This is a genomic window from Pedobacter sp. KBW06 (assembly GCF_003852525.1).
Taxonomy (GTDB): domain Bacteria; phylum Bacteroidota; class Bacteroidia; order Sphingobacteriales; family Sphingobacteriaceae; genus Pedobacter.
The window spans coordinates 397,509-418,788 of record NZ_QAJL01000003.1 but is presented as its reverse complement, the minus strand read 5'-3'; the positions used below and the strand labels follow the sequence as shown (position 1 = coordinate 418,788).

At 42.7% G+C, this 21,280-nt stretch carries 15 protein-coding genes; 8 read left to right on the top strand and 7 right to left on the bottom strand.

Annotation, left to right across the window (positions count from 1 at the left end; translation table 11 throughout):
- Window positions 1-31 precede the first annotated feature (31 nt).
- The 4 genes from DBR43_RS16615 to DBR43_RS16600 all read right to left on the bottom strand — a co-directional run bounded on the left by DBR43_RS16615 (window position 32) and on the right by DBR43_RS16600 (window position 7,133).
- Complete coding sequence (locus tag DBR43_RS16615; protein WP_124582769.1) at window positions 32-1,669, bottom strand: RagB/SusD family nutrient uptake outer membrane protein; 1,638 nt, start codon at window positions 1,667-1,669, stop codon at window positions 32-34.
- A gap of 25 nt (window positions 1,670-1,694) precedes the next feature.
- Window positions 1,695-5,069: a TonB-dependent receptor gene (locus DBR43_RS16610; RefSeq protein WP_124582767.1), complete on the bottom strand. Its 3,375-nt coding sequence runs from the start codon at window positions 5,067-5,069 to the stop codon at window positions 1,695-1,697.
- 217 nt (window positions 5,070-5,286) lie between these two features.
- Entirely contained in the window at window positions 5,287-6,459 is a 1,173-nt protein-coding gene (locus tag DBR43_RS16605; protein WP_124582765.1) for a FecR family protein, read from the bottom strand.
- 95 nt (window positions 6,460-6,554) lie between these two features.
- Window positions 6,555-7,133, bottom strand: coding sequence for an RNA polymerase sigma-70 factor (locus DBR43_RS16600; RefSeq protein WP_124582763.1), 579 nt, complete (start codon window positions 7,131-7,133; stop codon window positions 6,555-6,557).
- Window positions 7,134-7,327: 194 nt separating this feature from the next.
- Between DBR43_RS16600 and DBR43_RS16595 the strand changes: the two genes are divergently transcribed.
- Window positions 7,328-9,508 carry a S41 family peptidase gene (locus tag DBR43_RS16595; protein WP_124582761.1) on the top strand — a complete coding sequence of 727 codons (2,181 nt, stop codon included), beginning with the start codon at window positions 7,328-7,330 and terminating at the stop codon, window positions 9,506-9,508.
- On the opposite strand, the gene DBR43_RS16590 is transcribed toward DBR43_RS16595, so the two are convergent.
- Entirely contained in the window at window positions 9,505-10,113 is a 609-nt protein-coding gene (locus DBR43_RS16590) for a YdeI/OmpD-associated family protein (RefSeq protein WP_124582759.1), read from the bottom strand. The genes DBR43_RS16595 and DBR43_RS16590 overlap by 4 nt on opposite strands.
- A 186-nt stretch (window positions 10,114-10,299) precedes the next feature.
- On the opposite strand from DBR43_RS16590, the gene mqnE reads away from it, so the two are divergent.
- The 6 genes from mqnE (at window position 10,300) to DBR43_RS33430 (ending at window position 16,175) form a co-directional block, all read left to right on the top strand.
- Window positions 10,300-11,493: an aminofutalosine synthase MqnE gene (gene mqnE / locus DBR43_RS16585; RefSeq protein ID WP_124582757.1), complete on the top strand. Its 1,194-nt coding sequence runs from the start codon at window positions 10,300-10,302 to the stop codon at window positions 11,491-11,493.
- On the top strand, window positions 11,493-12,104 hold the full coding sequence (locus DBR43_RS16580; protein ID WP_124582755.1) for a histidine phosphatase family protein: 612 nt from the start codon (window positions 11,493-11,495) through the stop codon (window positions 12,102-12,104). Before mqnE ends, DBR43_RS16580 begins: the two co-directional genes overlap by 1 nt.
- 7 nt (window positions 12,105-12,111) lie before the next feature.
- Window positions 12,112-12,837, top strand: a complete 726-nt coding sequence (locus tag DBR43_RS16575; protein ID WP_124582753.1) for a menaquinone biosynthetic enzyme MqnA/MqnD family protein — start codon at window positions 12,112-12,114, stop codon at window positions 12,835-12,837.
- 81 nt (window positions 12,838-12,918) lie between these two features.
- Window positions 12,919-15,528, top strand: coding sequence for a DNA mismatch repair protein MutS (gene mutS / locus DBR43_RS16570; RefSeq protein ID WP_124582751.1), 2,610 nt, complete (start codon window positions 12,919-12,921; stop codon window positions 15,526-15,528).
- Window positions 15,528-16,049, top strand: coding sequence for a C40 family peptidase (locus DBR43_RS16565; RefSeq protein WP_233603013.1), 522 nt, complete (start codon window positions 15,528-15,530; stop codon window positions 16,047-16,049). The genes mutS and DBR43_RS16565 overlap by 1 nt, the downstream gene beginning before the upstream one ends.
- 3 nt (window positions 16,050-16,052) lie before the next feature.
- Window positions 16,053-16,175, top strand: a complete 123-nt coding sequence (locus DBR43_RS33430) for a hypothetical protein (protein ID WP_255420971.1) — start codon at window positions 16,053-16,055, stop codon at window positions 16,173-16,175.
- On the opposite strand, the gene DBR43_RS16560 is transcribed toward DBR43_RS33430, so the two are convergent.
- Both DBR43_RS16560 and DBR43_RS16555 read right to left on the bottom strand, forming a co-directional pair.
- The gene (locus DBR43_RS16560) at window positions 16,172-18,073 is read right to left on the bottom strand and encodes a DUF3857 domain-containing protein (RefSeq protein ID WP_124582749.1); all 1,902 of its coding nucleotides are present in this window, start codon (window positions 18,071-18,073) and stop codon (window positions 16,172-16,174) included. The genes DBR43_RS33430 and DBR43_RS16560 overlap by 4 nt on opposite strands.
- 2 nt (window positions 18,074-18,075) lie before the next feature.
- Window positions 18,076-20,049 carry a DUF3857 domain-containing protein gene (locus DBR43_RS16555; protein ID WP_124582747.1) on the bottom strand — a complete coding sequence of 658 codons (1,974 nt, stop codon included), beginning with the start codon at window positions 20,047-20,049 and terminating at the stop codon, window positions 18,076-18,078.
- 187 nt (window positions 20,050-20,236) lie between these two features.
- Between DBR43_RS16555 and DBR43_RS16550 the strand changes: the two genes are divergently transcribed.
- Window positions 20,237-21,217, top strand: a complete 981-nt coding sequence (locus tag DBR43_RS16550; protein WP_124582745.1) for a 3'-5' exonuclease — start codon at window positions 20,237-20,239, stop codon at window positions 21,215-21,217.
- The last annotated feature ends 63 nt before the right edge of the window (window positions 21,218-21,280 follow it).

Genomic DNA, 21,280 nt, shown 5'->3' with positions numbered 1-21,280 from the left:
ATTTGATGTGTGTGTATGTTAATAAGGAAAATTACCAACCAGGGTTTTGCGGGTTTAGATTCGGGTTTACTCCGAGTTCCACCAATGGAATCGGCATCCAGTAGTTCTTCTCTGTAAATACCCTGCTACCCGCTACTTTTGGGGCATAAGTAAAGCTGCCATTGGTTGCTTTAGTAATGGTTACCCCGTTTACCTGTCTGTTTAATACCGTGGCAGCCTCTTTCCAGCGGCGAAGGTCATTGTACCTGTTCTGATCTTCAAAAGCAAGCTCAATCCTTCTTTCATGGCGGATTTTAGCCCTCATTTGTTCCTGGGTTAAATCGGCCGCCAATTCCGGCATTTTTACACGTTTTCTGATGTCATTGACTGCCTGGTAAACTGTGGCATCAGGTCCCGCTACTTCATTTTGAGCTTCCGCATAATTCAACAGGATTTCCGCATAGCGCAGGATGATCCAGTTGGTGCTGCTGGTGGTATTGGGATCTTTATTGTAGTCGAAATCTTCTGCAATAAATTTCCTCGTATAATAACCCGTTGGGCTGGCATTGGTGGTCGGCATGTCTTTACCTTTGGTGAAAGTTTCTACCGGACGGCCTTTAAATGGGGCAGTATTAAAGAGGATTGATTTTTCAAAACGGATATCACGGCCAGCATAAGGATTTGCAGGATCATAACCTGAACCAGCTTCCGTAGTCATTTTTCCGTTTTTCATTTCGTACTCATTTACGAGTTCCTGAGTAGGGCCGTTTACGCCTCTTCCTCCGTATCCCGCCGGACTGTTGTTCTTATCGAAGCTGTGCTGCCTTTCTCCCTTTAATCCATTGTAACGGAATTCAAGGATGACCTCCGGTTTTACCAATACATTCTTTTTAAGAAAAGGATCATTGTAATCCGGCTGCAAGCTAAAAGCGCCTCCATCCATTACTTTTTTGGCAGCCGCTGCTGCTTTTTGCCAGGCAGACAGGTCGTTTGAAGTATTGTTCAGCGGACTTGCAGCCCATAGTAAAATACGTGATTTAAACGCTTCTGCTGCAGAAGAAGTGATGCGGCCAAGTTCATCATTAGGATAGCTCGCAGGCAGGTCGGCAGCCGCCTTGTCCAGTTCCTCAATGATAAAAGCGATCCCATCTTTATGGCTCACTTTTAACGGTTTATCCTGAGCCTCTTCTACCGGTTGAGCATGAAGTAAAATCGGCGCGTCTTTGAAATTATTGAATACCTGATAATACACGTAAGCCCTGAAAAAACGAGCCTGGGCCATAAATTCTTTCCTTTGTACCTCTGACAGTACGGGCGCTTTTGCTGCACGTTCCATAAAGTAATTGATCTTTCTGATCTGCGCATAACTGTCCTTCCATAAGGTTCTCAAAGGAAAGGTCGCACTGGTGAAATCGCCGGTCAGAATGGTGGAGATCTTGCCTTCTTCCACACCAATCACCTGAAGGTCGTCGCTATAGGAAGCGGGAATATAGGTGGTGGTAAATCCGGTGTTCATGAAGGTGTAAAACTCATTTAATGACATTTTAATCAGATCCGGATCATTCCATAAATCGGCTTCTGAAATCAGGTTCATTGGCTTTCTGTCCAGAAAATCTTTCTGACAGGAGCTGAGGCTGAGCATGCCTGTGAATAAAATTGCAAGTGTATATTTTGAAATATGAAGGTTCATTTTCGTTGATGATTTGATGAATAAATTAAAGGCCTAAACGTAAACCAAAAGAGAAGATTCTTTGCGGTGGATAAGAGTCTGCAAATCCTCCGGAAATTTCCGGATCAAACCTTCTGTTGTTGCTGATGGTGAATAAATTCTGCCCTTGTGCAGTTAGTGTCAATGAAGAGATTCCAGCCCTGTTGATCAGATCTTTTGGAAGCGAATAAGACACTTGTGCCGTACGAAGCTTGATGTAATTTCCATTTTTTACATAAAATGTGGAAGGATACCTGTTGGCTTCGTAATTGGACAGCAAACGCGGATAACTTGCATTCTGATGAGTCGGAGTCCACCTGTCCATGTGCTGTTCGTAGAAGTTATTCAAGTCCGTTGCCGGAGAATAATTGATGTATACTGACGTGGAAGCCTGGAAGAAAGCATCTGCAGTGAAATTTTTCCATTTCATACCTAAAGACAATCCGTAAACAGTAGGAGGGACGATGTATTTGGTTTGTACGCCACGGTCAGGGCTGCCGCTGTAAAGCTCTACTACGCCATCTCCGTTTAAATCGACATACCTGATGTCGCCAGGTTTACCACTTACCGGCGTTCCTCCCGGACTAACCAGGTATTTTGGCCAGCTGTCCACATCCTGCTGATCTTTGAAAATGCCATCGGCTTTCAGGATTCTGGAAACTCCTACCGGGCGACCTTCCTGACGTAAACCAGGCAGCATGGTTTCGTTTTCACCATAGTCGATCACGTTGCTTTTAGTATAGGTCATGTTTAACCTGGCAGAATAACTCACCTGCCCGATCTTGTTTTGATGAGAAAGGGCAAATTCAAATCCGTAATAACGCTCTTTACCAAAGTTTTCCAACGGAGCGGTAAGCCCGAAGGTGCTAGGTACATCGTAACCTTTTGAACGCAGAATGTCGTATTTGTATTTATTGTAATAGTCGGCTTCGAAACCTAACAAGCCTTTCCATAAGGTAGCATCGATTCCGATATCAAAAGAGTTTACTTTCTCCCAGGTGATATTGGTGTTGGGTACCGAGGAATTGGTGATCCTGGTATAAGGAGCAATGCCGTTGGAAGTGCCAAATACATAACCTGCCGGGAAAAACGCATAGTTGTAGAAATAGGTATATAAGGAACCACCGTCATTTCCTAATTTACCGTAGGAAGAACGGATCTTCAGCTCATCAATGAATTTGAAGTTGTCTTTGATAAAGTTTTCTTCAGACATGACCCATGCTACTGCCAGCGAGGGAAATAAAGCCCTTCTTTTGCCTTTCGGGTAATAAGGAGAACCGTCATACCTGAAATTACTTTCTATAATATAGCGGCTGTTGTAGTTGTATACTAAACGGGCAATAGCACTCTGACGGGCGTTTTCCGAAGAATACCCAGTGATTTTCTGAGAATTTACATCACCAAGAAACAGCTGATCGATGGTAGAAACAGGGAAATTGCTTCGCGATCCACTCATGTTCTCCGCTTTGGATTCATTTTGCTCATACAGGGCAAGTGCACTGATGGAATGTTTACCAAAAAGCCTTTTGTAATTCAGGGATACCTGAACGTTGAGGTTACTGTTTTGACTGAATTCCTGATTTAAGGAAGCTTTTTCTGTTTTATTTTGCTGAATATATTCCTCTTTGGTTGCGGATAAGGAGTACTGAGGAAAAGGAGCTGTGAAACCTTTTGTCAGGGAGTTGTTTTTGTCGATGGTGACAAGGCCTGTCGCAGAAAGCCCCTTTACAAACGGAATTTGCTGCGCTATTTTTAAGGAACCACTGAAAATGTTTCTGTTGACCTTATTGTAACCACTTTCTTCCATGGCATCGGTTAGCGGATTACCTGCAAAACCGGCAAAGTTGTAAAGGCCATTGGCAAAGCGGGCAGGAGTGACCGATCCCAGTGTTGCCATTCTGTTGAAAATGGTTTCTGTATAAGCTGCCGGACCTTTTACGTTTTCATTGATATAATTCAAACCAACAGATACGGTGGTATTGGAAGTGACATCAAGGTCAAAATTACTCACTGCACCATAGCGTTTCATGCCAGCCGTACTGATCAATCCATCCTGACCAGTATAGGTACCACTGATGAAATAACGGGAATTGTTTCCACCGCCATTCAGGCTGAGGTTGTGTTTCTGGGTAAGTGCAGAACTTTTCAGTACTTCCTTATACCAGTTCGTATTTGGATAACGGTCCGGATCTGATCCGTCTTTAAACTTCTGGATTTCCTCGTCGGTATATTTTGTTCTTGGAGAAGAACCTTTCTCGGCCTTATCATTGTCGTACATCTCATTGTTCAGCAATGCATAGTTATAAGAATCCAGGAATTTTGGGGTACGTGTAGATTGCTGAATCCCTAAATTCGCGTTGTAATTCATCGATATTTTATTGGCCTTACCACGTTTGGTGGTAATTAAAATTACCCCATTGGCACCTCTGGCACCATATACAGAAGCCGAAGCGTCTTTCAAGACACTGATGTTTTCTATAGAATTGTAATCCAGCTTGTCTATCTCCAGACTCGCTACACCGGGATCTCTGGCCACACCGTCGATGACGATCAGGGCTTCACCCATACCGCGGATCTTGATGGAAGAACGATCACGGTCAGGAGCCCCGGAAGCATTCATAGAGGTCGAAAGACCTGTTACACGGCCCATTAAGGTATTGGAAATGTTTACGGCCGGTGATTGGGCAAGGTCTTCTCCTTTGATCACACCGATGGCGCCGGTCACTAACTTCTTTTGTTGAGTACCATATCCTACCACAACCGTTTCGTTCAGCTCTTTAAAGCTAACAGTCATGGTCACGTTGATTTGCGTCCTTTTGTTGATGGATACTTCTTCTCTTTTGAAACCAAGGTAGGAGAAGAGCAGGGTATGGTCTTCTTCTGCCCTAATCTTATAAAAACCCTCAGTATTGGTGATGGCAATGCCTTTGCCTTCTTTTACCACGATGGTGACACCGGGCAAAGGAAGGTTTTTTTCGTCGGTTACCCGGCCTTCGATGGTGATCATTTTAGCGGCAATCGCTTCGGCTGTCAGCTGTTTAAGCCGCTCCTTAACTACAATAATGTTCTTTTCAATACTGTAAGTCAGTGGCTGATATTTGAAGATTTCGGTTAATGCTTCGTTCAGCGTTACATTTTTAAGATCGAGGGAAAGGGATCTGGAATTCCGGATCACCTCATTATTAAAAATAAAATAATAGCCCGTCTGCTTTCTCAGGTCTTGCAGGATGGTTTTTAAGCCGGTATTTTGTCTGGAGATGGTTACTCTCTGGCCAAAAGAAGCCGAACTTACCTGAATACCTAAGGTAATCAGGATAATAATGGTTAGTTTCATGATGATGAATACTTTTTTTCTGACTTTAGAATGTAGTCGTACTTTCATAAATTTGAAATGTTTGGGTTTAAGATGAAGATTTGCAATCCCGGTAATTACCGGATACTCTTTAGGGCAAGCCTGAGCATTGACCTTCCCGGCCGCGAACCGGGTTGGTTATTTTCTGACTTACCTGCAATGGTGGTTTAGGTGGCAGGTTTCATGTGGTTTGTTGATTTTGTGGTGGTAATTTGTTCTTGTTTATCTGTTGTGTTTTTATTTCCGGCTATCTGGTACTTTGAATGAATACCTTTTTATGTTCAATGCCAAACTTCAGGCCTCCGCTGCCTTCCAGTACCCTCAGGAAGGTGGATAGATTGCTGTTTCTCGGGATGATCCCCGTAAAACGCAGATCGGGTTTCGCTCCGCTATAGACCAATTCCACATCATACCAGCGTTCTATTTGCTGCATAATTTCGGTGATGGGCATATCGTTAAATACAAAAGCATCGTTTTTCCATGCGAGCGCCTCGTCGAGGTCAGCAGCTACGATTTTTGCAGCAAGCCTGCTGTTGCCGGTTTTTAACTGGGCCTGCTCACCGGGTTTAAGGATGCTCGATTCGGAGGTGTTGATCCTGTTCAACCGGATGCTGCCTTCGGCTAGTGTGGTATTGATTTGAGGCTCATTTGTATAAGCATTGATGTTAAATTTAGTGCCGAGTACTTCCAGTACCTGTTGTCCTGAAATCACACGGAAAGGCATCTGTTTATTTTTGCTGACTTCAAAATAGGCTTCCCCGGTGATTTCTACTCTTCTTTCTCCCGCACTGAAATAGCTTGGAAAGCGGATAGAAGAAATGGCATTGAGCCAGACTTTGGTGCCGTCAGGAAGAATGATGCGGTATTGTCCGCCTTTAGGGGTGCTGATGGTATTGTATTTCGGTGTTCCGGATTCGGTTTGTGCACCTTTCGGTTGTTTGTCGAACGCGAGCTGTCCATCGCTGATGCGGGCGATATTTAAACCCTCCTGATGCGCGAAAGTAGCTTTCGTTGCGCCATCTAAAACGAGTTCAGAGCCATCAGCCAGTTTCAGGATGGCTTTGTTTCCACCCGGCTTAACGTCATTTTTATAGGTCAGTACCTGTACTTTTTCGGGCGCTGCTTTGTCGAGATAGAGAACAGTTGCAAAAGAACCGACCATGAATATTGCGGCGGCAGCAGCGATATAGTACCATTTTGACAATGGTACCGGTTGCGGGTATGAGGCATCAATGTGCCGGTCAATATTAGAAAGCATGCGATCGTATACCTGCTTTTCTTCGGTTTCCCTTGCCGAAGGCCATTCCACGGTTTCAGGCTGCTGTGAGCGATACCAGTTCAGGAGCTGTTCGCGCTCTTCCGGACTGGCAGTCCCATTGATGTATTTTTGAATTAATAAGGAAGGATTTTCGTTTTTCATAGTAATGCGCAACTGGGCTAATTACCAGGATGTACTTTGGGAACAGGGTTTACCCTTAGTGCTTTTTAAAATAAATTTAAAAAAAGCAAATTTTCCTATTTGATCAGCAGGGAGAGGGCTATGAGGAAGGTTCCGGAGCTGTTCAGGTCTTTTTTGATGGTCTTCAATGCTTTGGTCAGGTGGGCTTCCACGGTTTTTTCGGCGATGTCCATCTCAGCGGCAATCTCGGGAATGGACAGGCCATCATTGCGGCTGTATTTAAAAACAAGCCTGCATTTCTCAGGGAGTTGTTCCACCAGGCCGTCAATATATTCCTGAAGAAATTTCGCATGGATCTTTTCTTCATCAAGGGCCACAAGCTCGGTCTGGTAGTTTAACATGGCGAGCTCTTCTCTTCTTTTTTGCTGATGAATGCTTTTGAAGACGGAAAATTTGACTGCCGTGGCAAGATAGGGGCCAAGGGCTTTGATCTCCAGCTGGTCCTTTCTGTTCCAGAGTCCAATGAAGACTTCCTGAACAATTTCTTCGGCAGAAGAATGGTCTTTGGTATAGGTATAGGAGATGGCCAGCAATTTCTTCCAATAGCGGTTAAAGAGTTCCGTAAACGCAACTCTATTGCCCAGCCGGAGTTCTTCCAGCAGTTCCTGATCAGAAAAATTAACGTAAACCCCCATATATCCCGGGGCGAATGTAAATATAAATCATTTTTATTTTGGTATAAATGAGCGATATGGCCTGATTTGTTACAGAGCTTTTCCTTTTGACTAAGGAGATTTAAGTCCCAATCTTGCTAACCCGTGTATTCAATTTTTGTTAAATAAGGTTAAATAATATTTGTGCTTCCCATACAATACCTAATTTCAGTTGTATGAGACCAGGCAGACTTAAATCTTTTTTTTTCTTCTTATTAATTACGACTTATAGTGTCGGCTCAGCGCAAACGCTTAAACAAAAAGAAAGAAATTTAAAAGCATTTTCGGAACTGTACGGTTATGTTCGCTTCTTCCATCCTTCAGACGAAGTAACAAAGGTGAACTGGTTTTTCTTTTCATTATATGGTGTTCATCAGGTAATGTCTGCTCAGAATGACCAGCAGCTTATTCGCGAACTAAAAGCATTGATGTTACCAATTGCCCCCACCGTCATTATTGATAGCGTTCCTATACCAAAACATAAGGCCTTAAGTAAGATCGTACCGGAAAAGCTATCGGAATATAAGCTTGTAAACTGGGTACATCGTGGGTTGGCTTTACCTAATGGCTCAGCAATCTATAAAAGTCAAAGAAATAATAGAGATGCCGTTGAGACAAACTATATCGACTATCCTTTATCTACCATAAAATTAGACGGCACAATTAATGGTCGTTATGAATTTACTGTGGAGGTAAGGGGAGACACAACTGATTGTAACCAAAACAATTTGTTTATTGCCGCTTTTGATGGTGCTGAGCGACTGAAGAATAAATCTAATACGAATAGTGTTACCCAAAAAACGATCCGATACAGATTTCAGGGAAATCTACCAAAAGGGGAAAAGAACATTAATTTTACGCTGAGAGTTCCAAAATATAGGGTTGTTAGCATAAATAAACCAAACATTCAGGTTTTTTCCGGAGATGGCAGGAAAATATTTGATTTTAAAGAGCCATTCGACGCCAGGAATGCCTCCTTGAACATCATTTTAAATATTGCAGAGGACAAAGCGTTTTATGTTACTAAACCTGCCTCCGTTTCAAAGATAACTTCAGTAAAACTCGGTAAAAAAATATATGCCTCCATTCCAGGTACGCTTTATGCCACAGAGACTGCTACTTATCCTGAAGTAGACTCCGTGTCACTAATGGCGTTCAAAAAAAAGACACGGGATTATTGGTTGGATAAGTCAAAGGAATATCCTCAGGAATCCCGGCTTGCGAATTTGGTCATCACGCTATCAGTCTTGAAATTTGCTTTTCCCTATTGGGAGGATACGAAGACTAATCCCGATAAGTTGTTTTCATTCTTATTTGCCAGAACTATAAAGGATAATAACAATCAGGATTTTTTAGAAACACTAGGGTTGATGTCCGCAAAATTAAACGATGGTCATATGGGAGTTAGTTATTCCGGTTCAGATAGGATGGAAGAGAAATCGGTTAATATAGAATCGGAAATGATTGACCACAAAATCTATGTCAAACGTGTTTTAGATTCCTCGTTAAAATATATACCAGTGGGCAGTATCATTGACTCGATCGACGGGGAGTCAGCGCAGAAAACATTTTACGCTAAGTTCAGGCTTGTTTCAGGTTCTCCGCAATGGCGGACTTACAAATCTCTCCTGGGGTTATTTGACGGTTTATCAGATTCGGTGAAGCTGATCGTCAGTAATAATGGCGTTCGTTCTGCTTTCAAATTGCCCAGGTTGAGTCCATCCCAGGAGTATCGTCCGATAGCGCTGCCCGCATATGTTCCCAAAGACGGTCAACTTTCAGACAAGATCTATTATTTCAACCTCACAGGAGATTCCGTAATGAAAAATATCAACAGGTCCTTATCCAGCTTACCATTCGCTAAGTCAATCATCTTTGATATGAGGGGCTATCCAAAAGAGGACATTCGGGCACTTTTTGGCCATTTGCTTAAATGTTCGGAGCACAGCAGATGGATGCATATTCCAAAAATAACTTCAGATAACAGCAGAAAAGATTTCGAAAGTTCCGGATGGAATCTGGGGCCTGAGCTTCCCTACTTTAATGGCAAGATCATCTTCCTCTCCGATGCCTGCGCACAGAGTCAGTCGGAGAGTATTTTAGGTTATGTTAAGGGCTTAAAACTGGGGACAATTATTGGCAAGGCAAGCTCGGGTACGAATGGAGATGTGCAGACCATTAACCTGTTTAATGACTTCCGGGTCTTTTTTACAGGAGCAAAAGTGACCAATGCGGATGGCACTAAAAGTCATTACAAAGGAATAATACCTGATATCATTGTACGTTCTACCCCCGCTGGTTTGAAGAGTGGGAGGGACGAAGTATTGGATAGGGCTTTAGCATTTGCTAAGAATTAACGTTGGTATTTCCAGTTTCTGGACTTGCCTTCGGCAATCCATTCCAGAGCGGTAGCGAGTCTTTTTTGTCTTGTTTCTTCTGTTTTTGCTTCCACAACCCATTCCAGGTATTCCTTTTTTTGAGAATAACTAAACTTGTCAAAATGCTCCTGTGCTGCCGGAGCTTCCGCCAGACTTCGGGCAAAATAATCGGGAATTACGAGTTCCGTTTTTACTGCGGCAGGTTTTTTCTCCAGCTTAATCCCTTCCTTGTTCAGGATGACCGCATTTTGAACATAGGTAATGAAAATGCTTTCTTCGGGCAGGTCTGCTATGGAGGTAATCCGGCCCAGCTGCCCCATGGCCTGCTCCTTATCGTCGCCCAACAGGTGATGCGGGTCGGGAAGGAGCTTGCTTTTCCAGAAACCAAAAGCACAATGACTCTTGAACGCAGCCATACTACAGACCGTTCCCTTATAATCAAAATGAGGAAAGCTCCATTTCATGGTTTCTATCAATTCCGGACAGGCCAGATGAACGAGCTTCCTGATGTGCGTTAAGATCGGCTGGGCAAAGGCTGCAGCCTGCTCAATATAAGCGTCTACTCTAGGGTCGTATTTTTCCATGGCGTATCTTATAAGGGACCATACATATGGCATACATTAAAAATAGTGAAAATTTAAATTCCTTTATCATAAGCCTTCATTTTTTATCCTAATGCTCTTTTACACAATGCTGACAGCTAAAACCTGTTAAAAAAACGGGTATCTGCTGATTTTATACTACTTTTGTTCATCATTATATCATACTACATGGATGCTAATTCAAAGCTGGCTTTACTTTTAAACGACACGAATCTGTCTGCAGAACTTAAAGCCATTGCCAATAAAGTTCAGAACCAGGAAAGGATTTCCTTCGATGAAGGGGTTTACCTTTATGAACATGCCGAACTGGGCTACCTGGGAGTTTTAGCGAACTACATCAGGGAGCAAAAACATGGTGATAAAACCTATTTCAACCGCAATTTTCATATTGAGCCGACCAACGTTTGTGTGTACGACTGCAAGTTCTGTTCTTACTCCCGACTGATTAAACAGCGTGAGGAAGGATGGGAAATGAGTGTAGACGGAATGATGGACGTGCTTAAAAAGTACGACAATGAACCGGTTACAGAGGTTCACATCACCGGAGGTGTAGTCCCTAAACAAAACCTTGATTTTTACAGCGATTTCTTCAGACGTGCAAAAGCACATCGCCCGGATTTACACATCAAAGCACTGACACCGGTAGAGTATTACTATATCTTCAAAAAGGCAAAACTATCGCATTATGAAGGGATGAAATATCTGCAGGAAGCCGGACTGGATTCTATGCCGGGAGGTGGTGCAGAGATCTTTCACCCGGAAGTAAGGGAAAAGATTGCCCATGATAAATGTAATGCGGAACAATGGCTGGACATTCATGAACAGGCACATAAGCTGGGCATGAAAACCAATGCGACGATGCTGTATGGTCATATCGAACAATTCTGGCACCGCGTAGACCATATGGAAAGACTGCGCCAGCAACAGGATAAATCAGGCGGATTTCAGGCCTTTATTCCGTTGAAGTTCAGAAACCAAAACAACCAGATGGACCATGTGCCGGAGGTTTCAGTCATCGAAGATTTAAGAAATTATGCGATTGCCCGGATTTACCTGGACAATTTCGACCATATCAAAGCCTATTGGGCAATGATCAGCAGACAGACCGCACAACTTTCTCTAAACTTTGGCGTAGATGATATCGATGGTACCTTAGATGATACCACCAAAATCTACTCTATGGCCGGGGCGGAAGAACAACATCCTGCAATGAATACGGAGGAGCTGGTGAACCTGATCAAACAGGTGAATCGCAAGCCAATAGAAAGAGATACACTTTACAACGTGGTGACCGATTACACGGATTTCGTATTCGAAGGAGCGGCAAAACCACAATATTATAAATTGCCCGTCATCAATTAATGGATAAAGAACTATACATCATCAGACATGGTGAAACCGAACTAAACAAACAGGGTATTGTGCAGGGAAGAGGGATCAACAGCGATCTGAACGATACAGGAAGAGCTCAGGCCGATGCATTTTATGCCAAATATAAAGATGTAGCCTTCGATAAGGTTTATACGTCTGAACTGAAAAGAACCCACCAAACGGTAAAAGGCTTTATTGATGCCGGATTGCCATGGACACAGTTGTCGGGCCTGGATGAGCTGGCCTGGGGTACCTGGGAAGGGCAGCCAAATGATGAAAATGCCATGGCTGCTTTTAAAAGCATTATGGAGAAGTGGCAGTCAGGAGATTATGATGCCCGTTTTGAAGGTGGCGAAAGCCCGGCAGATGTGGTGATTCGTCAGAAAGAGGCTTTGGAAGTGATCAGAAGTGCTAAAGATGAAAAAACCGTTTTAATCTGTATGCATGGCCGTGCCATGCGCTTATTCCTGTGTTTATTAACCGGAAGGCCATTGAGCGAAATGACGGAATTTCCTCACCTGAATACCACCCTTTATAAAGTTGAAATGACCGGAGATCAGTATGTCATCACCGGGTTTAACAATACGGATCATTTAAAATAGTTCCCCTTTGAGTAAGATTAAGATTTCTGCAGTTTCCTATACCAATACCAAGCCTTTTATCTATGGAATTGAGCATTCGGAACTGCTGACTAAAATAGATTTAAGTTTAGATATCCCTACAGATTGTGCGGCAAAATTGATCAGCAACCAGGTAGATATCGGCCTGATTCCTGTTGCTGCCATTCCAATGGTGCCCAATGCAAACATCGTTGCCGATTACTGTATCGGTTCGGTAGGCGCCGTAAATTCTGTGTTTGTTTTTAGTAAAGTTCCCTTTCAGGAAATCAGGACGGTGAGGCTCGACAGCCATTCCCGGACTTCCAATAACCTGGCAAAGGTGCTGCTGAAATTTCACTGGAAACAGGATGTGAGCTATACGACCGATCCGGAAGCAGAAACGGATGCAATGGTCCTGATTGGCGATCGTACCTTCGGTAAAAAGTCTGACCATTCTTATGCCTATGATATGGGAGAGGAATGGATGAAATTTACCGGATTGCCCTTTGTATATGCAGCCTGGGTAGCCAACAAAACCATTCCCGAAACATTTATCGCTGAGTTCAACGAAGCTTTGGCTTTTGGCCTTTCCCATCGTCAGGAATTGCTGAAAGAACTGCCGGTAGTCACGAATTTCGACCTGGACGACTACCTGATGCATAAACTGGATTTTGAACTGACAGATAAAAAGCGCGAAGCTTTAAGCCTGTTCTTATCCTATATTGAACAGTTATAGGTTTTTATTAAAATTTTCCACAAACCGTATGGATTAAGCATTCAGATGCTATCTTTACGGTTTTGTAAATTAAAATACATTTTGGCTAAAGATAAGACTAAAGAAACACCTTTAATGCAACAGTACAATGCGATTAAAGCAAAGTACCCGGGTGCATTACTATTGTTCAGAGTGGGCGACTTCTATGAAACATTTGGTGAAGATGCGGTAAAGACTTCTCAGATTCTGGGAATTGTATTGACAAGAAGGGGAAATGGTCCTGGAGGACATATTGAACTGGCAGGATTTCCTCATCATTCTTTAGACAATTACTTGTCGAAACTGGTTCGCGCCGGACAAAGGGTTGCCATCTGTGACCAGCTGGAAGACCCCAAAACAACCAAGACAATTGTAAAACGTGGCGTAACGGAACTGGTTACCCCGGGGGTCGCTTATAACGATAACATCCTGAGCCAGAAGTCGAACAACTACCTGGCTTCCGTCTATTTTGATAAAGCAGGAATGGGCGTTTCTTTCCTGGATATTTCTACAGGTGAGTTTTATGTAGCTCAGGGAAATGCAGAATATATCGACAAACTTTTGCAGGGTTTTAAACCCAATGAAGTGATCTTTCAAAAAAGTAAAAGGAAGGAATTCCTGGAACTTTTCGGAGATAAATTTTACACCTTTCATCTGGACGACTGGGCATTTACCACTGATTATGCGACGGAAACCCTGACCAAACATTTTGAAGTGAACTCTTTAAAAGGTTTTGGGGTAGATAAACTACAGATCGGGATCATCGCAGCAGGAGTAGTGCTTCATTATCTGAATGAAACAGAACACCGCAATCTCAAACACATCACTTCGATTTCCCGTTTAGAGGAAGATAAATACATGTGGCTGGATCGCTTCACGATCCGGAACCTGGAGCTGGTCAGCTCTGCCAACGACAATGCGGTAACGCTGTTTCAGGTGCTTGACCATACTTCTACGCCAATGGGTGCACGTTTGCTGCACCGCTGGATCATCATGCCGCTGAAAGAGCTGAAGCCGATCCAGGAGCGCCTTGGAATGGTAGAGTTCCTGGTAAAAGATGAAGCATTGGTGGAAGAGTTCTTAAACCACATCAAACAGATCGGTGATCTGGAACGCCTGATCTCTAAAGTAGGCTTGTTGAAAGTGGGCCCAAGAGAATTGTGTCAGCTTAAAAAGGCCTTGTATCATATTGAGTCGGTAAAGGAAATTGCTACAGCCTCGAACAACCCTTTCTTAATGGCACTTGCCGGTCAGCTGGACCCTTGCTTAAGCATTCGGGAAAAGCTGGAAAGAGAGTTGCAACAGGATCCTCCGGCATTGCTGATCAAAGGAAATGTAATCGCCGATGGCATCAATGAAGAGTTGGACCGCCTGCGTAAAATCTCCTTCGGCGGAAAAGACTATTTAATAGAAATTCAAAAAAGAGAAGCGGCCATTACCGGCATTCCTTCTCTTAAAGTAGCTTTCAATAATGTTTTCGGATATTACCTTGAAGTTACGCATACGCATAAAGATAAAGTGCCTGCCGACTGGATCAGGAAGCAAACGCTGGTGAGTGCAGAGCGTTACATTACGCCTGAACTGAAGGAATATGAAGAGCAGATCCTGGGTGCGGAAGAAAAGATCATGCAGATCGAGATCCGCCTGTATGGAGAGCTGATGGCCCTGGTGAGTGCTTATATCAAACAAATTCAACTGAATGCTTTCTCTATTGCACAGCTGGATGTCTTGTTGTGTTTTGCACAACTGGCGGTTAAAAATCACTATGTGAAACCGGTGGTGAATAAGACCAAAAACCTGGACATCAAGGGTGGAAGACATCCTGTAATCGAAAAAAGATTACCGGTAGGGGAAGAATACATCACCAATGATGTGTTTCTGGACAATGAAACCCAGCAGATCATCATCATCACAGGACCCAACATGTCGGGTAAGTCGGCGATTCTGAGACAAACAGGACTGATCGTACTGATGGCACAAATGGGTTGTTTTGTTCCTGCAAAAGCAGCAACGCTTGGTCTGGTAGATAAGATCTTTACCCGTGTGGGTGCCTCGGATAACCTTTCTTCAGGAGAGAGTACGTTCATGGTAGAGATGAATGAAACGGCGAGCATCCTGAATAACATTTCAGACAACAGTCTGATCCTGCTGGATGAGATTGGCCGTGGAACGAGTACCTATGATGGAATTTCCATTGCCTGGGCAATTGCAGAATTCCTGCATACGCACCCTACTGCAAAACCAAAAACACTTTTCGCAACGCATTACCACGAGCTGAATGAGCTGGCCAATACCATGAGCCGCATCAAGAACTTTAATGTTTCGATTAAAGAGGTGGGCAATAAGGTGATTTTCCTTAGAAAGCTGGTTCCTGGTGGTAGTGAGCATAGTTTCGGTATTCATGTGGCCAAGATGGCCGGAATGCCGCCTAAGCTGATCAACAGGGCGAATGAGATCCTTAAAAAACTGGAGATCGACAGGACTGAAGGTCAGAGCATCAAAGACAGCATTAAAAAAGTACAAAATCAGGCTTATCAATTGCATATGTTTGCGATTGATGATCCGGTATTGTTAAAAATAAGGGACACCCTGAATAACCTGGATGTAAATGTCCTGACCCCGGTTGAAGCCTTGCTTAAACTGGATGAAATACAAAGGATAATAAAAGAATAATGATGAGGAAAGCCAATCACACCGTTCTCAAAGGAAGATTTAAATCGTTACTTTTTTTAATGGTGCTGATGGTACTGGTGGCTTGTAGCTCCAGAAAGAAGACAGTCAGCACTTCTACTGCGGCAAGGACAGCGATGGCCATGTCAAATTTGAAGAGTAAACCTTTGTACCGTTTCATTAACGACTGGACGGGCGTAAGGTACCGCTTAGGTGGCCTGGATAAAAGAGGGATTGACTGCTCGGGTTTCGCATTTTTACTGCAAAAGAACATCTACGGAAACGAACTGCCAAGAAGGTCAAGTGATCAGGCAGCAGTGATCAGGACCAAGAACATTAGTCAGCTTAAAGAAGGAGACCTGATCTTTTTCTCTTTCGGCGGTGGGGCAGTAGATCACGTAGGAATTTACCTCAATAACAATTTCTTTGTTCATGCCTCCACTACTCGTGGCGTAGTGGTAGATGACCTGAGCTTACCTGCTTACCAAAGGACAATGGTGAAAGCAGGTTCTATAAAAAATTAAGATATGCCGGCACCAAAACAAGAAGATTCCTTCTGGACGAAATACAAGAAGTTTGCAACAACTGAAATCCTGATGTACCTGATCATGATCATCGGCATCGGACTAGGTATTCTGATCCTCAGCTAGTTTAGCTTATACACCACTTTATCATGGTCTGCCTGGTTTACAGTGGACATGAAATTGCTGAACTCCTGATATTGTGCTGCGGGATAATTGCCGTCCTTTAGCTGGAATTTTCTCTTATAGGTCAATGTTTTTCCTTCAATTTTAAGCTCAGAGCTATAGCTGCCAAAAGGACTGCTGATCCTTTTGTTTTCTGGTTTGGCCTCCATTCTGAAACCTTCAGGAAGCTCATAACTGAGCTCATCTTCATCGGTAAAACCCCTGTTGATATAGACGGGTAAAGTTCTGTTCTTTACTTCAGGAACGGTACGGGTCTTATTAAAAGCATTTAATTCCAGATAAAACAGGTCATTACTTTTTGCGGCATATTTCTGTATGTCCAGTTTAACCGATTCCAGGGTATGCGGTGGTGTACCTTTGTCCTGAACGAGTTTAAAATCTTTGAAATTGATGTTGTCGATATCGTATTTGTCTTTCAATAATTTCAGTTGTTCGGTATATGGTTGTGCGAACATGTTCTGATAATTGTCGTACTGAGCGCCGCTGAAAGTAGTATTTAGTTTTCCGCTCACTGTTCCTTCGGCATCGACGTTTAGCTGTGCCTTTCTGACCAATAAATTCATGTCGCTGTTCAATGCAGGTGTTTTTAGCAGTTTTCCTCCCTCAGGAGTACAGGCAAGAACGGTGCGGTCGTCGGTGAAATCACCAAGAAAACCAAAAGGACTGTCGGAACTGGTGCATTCCAGCCATACGGTATCTGTTTTCAGCGGAACCGCGAGGATGATATGATTGCCCTGTTCCATACTCGCAAAATCCGGGTCCATGCTTTTTTTGTTTCTTCCAGCATTTACCACACAGTACAAAGAAGGAATGTCTGCAGCCTTTAACAGGCTTTGGGTATAGTTGACCAATGCTTTACAATCTCCGTAAGAGAGCTGCTGAACTTCTGCAGCCGGCGTCGGCTGAAAACCTCCGATTCCAATCTGTACACTGATGTACCGGGTTTTCTTCTGCATATATTCATAGATCTTTTTTGCTTTTGCACGGTCATTGTCTATCCCTTTCACGAGCTCTTTAATTTCGGTAGTGGTTTGCTCCGGAAGGTTTTGCCTGCCTTTGATCAGGTCATTGTATACCCATTTGCCGAGCTCTTCCCAATTCTGATAGCTTCCTTTATAACCATAATAGCTGAAATTTCTGGCGGCAACTTTTACATAGGTCTGGTAAAGATCCGGGTCAGGAGCAAAGGGTTCAGCTTTAAAAGCGGGTTTATTACTGATCTGCCAGGTATAGCTTGTTGCTTTTTCTGTTTTCAGGACCTCGGGTTTGTCCTTATAGTTGTACTCCCTGATCCTGATCTCTTCATTGGGTTTGCAGATAAAGGTATACTTGTTCTTTTCTACAGACTGGTCGGAATAAGGATTGGCATACCAGTCGGGGATGATCAGGTTCTGTTTGTTTTTGATTTCATATTCATAGATCACCGTATAAGGGTAGGTGGTCACAATGGGCGAAAAATGTTTTAAGCGGTAATCGATAAACATACTTCCATCACTAACGGCACTATGGTCTGTAAAATCACTCTGTGTAAATTTGGCATTTACATTTCCAAAGGCATCCAGTACCTGCCCCCTGATGCGCTGAATACTGCTGCTCTTATCGTAATAAATGGTCAGGTCTGCTCTTGGATCACCATTTTTATTCCAAACGGTAACGATCTTTTTAACGTTTATGACCACCTGATCTGCTGCACGCATATCAACGGTAGTTTCCATTTCCCGGATCACGGCATTCGCCCTGCTCCTCAGGCTGGAAGGTACTTTATCAGCTGCATATTCCAGCTGGGAAAAACAAGGGATAGCGGCAAATGTCAACAAGCATAGGAATAGACTCCTGATCATAATTATTTCGCTTTTTTAAAGATGATGTCTGTTTTTTGTGTCTGAATGATCCTGCTGTAAAAAGCTTTCAGGGAAAGGTATTGCGCTGATGGATAAATTGGTTTGTTCAGTTGCAATAACTGATTGAAATTAACGACATGGTTTTCGAAGTTGGTGCTGCTCATGTACCTGCCACCGTTTTCAGGTAAGGAGATATTGAGGTCTTTAGGTTGCTCTGCCAGAACAAAATCTTCCGGAACAGTGAGCTGAATGCTCCACCTGGTTTCTTTGCTACTTCCTAAATCTACAGGATAGGTTCTTTCATTCAGATTGAAGGGGTTTTTGCTGATGTTGTCCAGAAAGAAAGGGCTGAAGAAAATTTGCGAAGCGGATGTGCCGCTATAAGAGTCTGCTTCTATTTCATATTTTTCTACTAAAGGAAGGTTCAGGCTATCTACATTTTGAATCTCATACTTCCCGAAGCTGATCTTCGGCATTTTTTCATCGAGTTTTTCTACATATTCTTCTATAGAGTTAGCCGCAAGAATGTCTCTTCGCTTTTTTACTGCGGCATATCCGGAAGTATAAGTCAGCAATTCTCCTTTGATTTTTCCGTCCTTAGTTAAGGTCGCAGTCAAATTATATCGGGTGTAGTCCTGCTGACTGGCATTCAGGTCATACCAGTAAGACGGTTTTTTAAGATTGATTACCCTGCCCTGACCATTGATACAGTGTAAAGGTAGAAGGCCGAAAGGTAAAAGTGGGCTGGAGGCATCCAATAAATAACTTTTCTCCCCGATATTGACTTTCGCCACAACATAGTTGAAATCACTGATGACTGGATAAAGAGTGTTTACTAAACCGTATTCACGGGTAGAAAGGATCACGGCCTCTGCATCAAGGTTAGCCGCACTAAGGGCTGCAATAAGCGAAAGGTTAATGTCGCCGGTATTTCCGCTATGCGTTTCCAGTGCTTTTTTTACAGCAGTTTCGCTATAAATGCCTATGAAGCCATTTGACTTGATGTTCTTACTAATGTAAGCGTATATGGCCTGCGCCTTACTCAGGTCGTCGGTCGTGTTTTTCAGTATTGCAGGCATTAACTCTTTAAAAGCATCTTTTTTCTTCATCTGAGATCCGAAAGCCTTTTCGGAAATAAGTTCGGAATCGATATCCGTCCATGTTTTAGTGACATTCTTTTTTCCCCCATACAACAGGTGATAGTCGGACAGCTCAAAGTTAATGGCCGATTTAAAGTTGACTGCTGCCGTCATATAATCTTCCTCGATAAAGGCAGGAACATTCTTCATGATATAAGTCATTTTCGAGCACTCATACTTGGCTCCCACAATCCGCAGGCAATCTCTTTCGAGTTCGGCATTGCTCGAGCTAAGTTTTAATGCGCCTCTCAACGAGACATTATAGTTATAAAGCCCTGGAATGATGGCAATATATTCACTGTGAAGTTTAGGAATGTTGGATTGAAATTCCCAGGATTTAAAGTTAAAGATTCTTGGGATTCTCATTCGGTAAGTGTATTCAATAATGCTTCCATCCATCAGATTAGGCATGGTAAACTTTGTAACCGAATGGTATTTGTTTTTTTTCTCCCTGAATATTTTTTGAGGATCAAGTTCAGTTTGTGTAAAAATACCGTCTACATAATTTATGGTAACAGCCCTAATGTCAGTTACAGAATCCTCCTGGTCTTCACTGATGCGTTGTGGAATGATGATGTTTCCACTTTCAAAACCTTGTTTGTTAAATATTTTGATGCGTACATGGTACAGGTATTCAATGGCTATTTTGTTGTCTTCCTCATTATAGTCCATCCTTGTGGTTCCAAATTCCCGCAGTACGATGGCATTGGCATTACTGTCTAAAACCGTATTTTTTAAAGCGACATCGTCGTGACTTGTCTGTGCAAATTTGAAGTCCTGAGCTGTGGATTTCAGCGAATAAACAGTGAAAAATAATATGAGGCAAAAGTATTTCATAAGAGCGTAACTAATTAACCGCGAAGGTAAGGTACTTCCGAATAAAAAAAAAGAGTCGGCACTATTTTATACAATACTAAATAAGTTCAGGTTTAATGGATGATTTTTACGACTTTTGAAAAGCTACAAAAGTGTTATGAAATGAATTCCCGGGGATTCAAACCTTTAAAAATAGCAACATATACTAATGAAATTAAATTTAAACCGCCCTCTTGCTTTTTTTGATCTGGAAACTACAGGTGTAAATGTAGGTGCAGATCGTATTGTTGAAATTGCCATTTTAAAAGCGATGCCCGATGGGTCGGAGCTGATCAAAACAATGCGCATTAACCCTGAAATGCCGATTCCTCTGGCATCTTCCCTAATTCACGGGATCTATGATAAGGACATCGCGAATGAGCCTGCTTTTAAAGATGTAGCTGCTGAACTTGCAGCATTCATTGGCGATGCAGACCTTGCGGGCTACAATTCCAACAGATTCGATATTCCGGTATTACTGGAAGAATTTTTAAGAGCAGGAGTAGATTTTGACATGTCTGACAGGAAATTTGTCGATGTTCAGAATATTTTTCACCAGATGGAACAACGCACTTTACGTGCTGCTTATAAGTTTTATTGTAATAAAGACATTGTTAATGCGCATTCTGCCGAAGCAGATATTACCGCTACTTACCATGTATTGCTTGCTCAGATTGAGCGTTACAGCGATACTGAGTTTGAAGATAAACAAGGTAAGATCTCTAAACCGGTAAAGAATGATGTAGATGCCCTGCATACTTTTACCAATATGAATAAACCGGTAGATTTTGCCGGAAGAATGGTTTTCAATGAGCAGGATCAGGAGATCTTTAACTTTGGTAAACATAAAGGTAAAACGGTAGAACAGGTATTCGATACAGAGCCAAGTTATTATGCATGGATGAAACAGGGGGATTTCCCGCTTTATACCAAGAAAAAACTGGAAGAGATCTGGACCCGATGGAACAAAAAAAAGGAACAGCTAAAGCAGGAAAAGCAACAGCAGCAAGCTGTGGCGAATAAGCCAAAGCCGAACCCTAATCCAGCTGCTAAACCTAATCCATCAGCTGCGCCTCAAAAAAAGTCGAAACCTGCTGTTGATGTGACGAATGATATGTTAGAGCAACTGAAAATGAAATTTGGAAAATAACATCAATCCTTAAAAAATATAAAGAGGCTGTCTGGATTAATTTCCGGCAACCTCTTTTTTTGT